Annotated in this window: 2 protein-coding genes; both read left to right on the top strand. The window is 49.1% G+C overall.

Annotated features, from left to right (window positions below; all coding sequences use genetic code 11):
• Window positions 1–113: 113 nt before the first annotated feature.
• A complete protein-coding gene (locus tag GX135_06140) occupies window positions 114–515 on the top strand; it encodes a hypothetical protein (protein NLN85666.1) in 402 nt (133 codons plus the stop codon).
• A gap of 26 nt (window positions 516–541) precedes the next feature.
• A complete protein-coding gene (locus GX135_06145) occupies window positions 542–1021 on the top strand; it encodes a T9SS type A sorting domain-containing protein (protein ID NLN85667.1) in 480 nt (159 codons plus the stop codon).
• The last annotated feature ends 563 nt before the right edge of the window (window positions 1022–1584 follow it).

The following is a 1584-nucleotide window of genomic DNA, read 5'->3' on the forward strand; positions in this document are numbered from 1 at the left end:
CGCTCAGGATGACAGATCTGGCGCGGGTTTGGGTGACAAAGTGGCGACTGTCGGAACACCGGTTTCAACCGGTCGGAGCCGCCGGATTTATCCGGTGGAAAAGGGCGGCGGATTTGAATGGAGGAGTTTTTCTGGCTTGGGCTGGCTCCAGAAACTATCAAAAGCCGGTTACAGTTCAGCATCTTTCTTCAGATGGAAGCCTCAGCATGGCAGCGAATGGGGTCAGCTTGGACACCGCCAACTCCTATGGAACATCCCTGCTCATTCGTCCCGACAACAGTGTGGTTCTTGCCTGGGATGTGGAATATGGTGTGCGTGCCAATGTGGTCAACAGTTCCGGAGATTTGCTTTGGGACGAAACCATGGTCATTCCATCCACGAATAAGTATCCTCGTGTGGCTTTGAACGCCTTTGGTGATGACAATTTTGCGCTCTGCTTTGTCAATGGAGAAGGTTTGCATTGCAGCGTTTCAATTCATCCGGAGCAGCTTTGTGGGCCGAGCCGGTTTGTGTGATAAGCGAGGACGGCGCCGCAAATCCCATGAAATTGAAGCTTACGTCCGACAATTCAATCCTGGTATTCGCCTATAAATCATCGCCCTCCAGTAATGGAGGACATTACTTACAAAAAATTGGCGCGGATGGGTCGCTGCAATATCCTTCTTTCATCAATATTGGTTTCAAACTGCAGTGTCTCGTCCGGGAGCCGCTTCCAAACCCGGATGAAGAGCTGCCTCCTCCCGATACGCTCTGTTTCATCAGCTGCAGCCCCAACCCCTTCAATCCCAGGGTGAATATCGCTTTCAGCATTCCCAGCCAAGGCAAGACAAAGCTTGGGGTCTATGACCTGCGCGGTAGAAAGATACGCGTCCTGGTGGATGAGGGTTTGCCCGCAGCGGAATATAGGGTGAGCTGGGATGGCAAAGACGATGCCGGCAGAGATTCAGCCTCGGGCGTGTATTTCCTCAAGCTGGAAAATGGAGGTTTGTCCAGTAAGCGCAAAATAACCTTGCTCAAATGAATATCAAGGTCTCGCGGGGTGGATAATATCATCCATGGCGAGATGAACCTTGGAAAACTTTAAAGACAACTTGGAAGTCCAAGGGCGGGCTGTTCAAGGATATCCGGGCTGTGGGGAAGAGGGGATGGTGTGTAAATTTGAGCAAAGCGGATTTGTTTTTTGCTTGAATCAGGCGTGAGGCAGCGGGCGTTTTGGGCAATATTAAAGGCGATAATATTGAGGGCGAATCTCAAGAAACAAAGCCCCACAAAAGGCTTGACAGCTTTTGGATAATTTGTGAGATGTATCATATAGAGATAATACAGTCGTTAAAAACGGTGAAAATGCACATGATGAAAACGCAACATTTTGATAATAAAACCTTTAACACGAGCGTCACAACACCCGTATGCCTTAAACCGAGCCTTAGGCGCTCACAAAAAATATAAAAAAACCCAGGTTCAGCAAAGGAGAAAAAAGTGAAAAAACTCATCTTGTTAACAGCTTTGATGCTGCTTGCGGCAGTGCTAAGCGCCCAGACACACGCTCTTTGGACCGGCTCAGCGGATACAAACTGGCACAAC

Source organism: Candidatus Cloacimonadota bacterium, assembly GCA_012522635.1.
Classification (GTDB): Bacteria; Cloacimonadota; Cloacimonadia; order Cloacimonadales; family Cloacimonadaceae; genus Syntrophosphaera.

What these genes read in the sequence shown, in the direction of transcription:
- GX135_06145 (NLN85667.1), top strand. Translation starts at nt 542, where the DNA reads ATGAAATTGAAGCTTACGTCCGACAATTCAATCCTGGTATTCGCCTAT.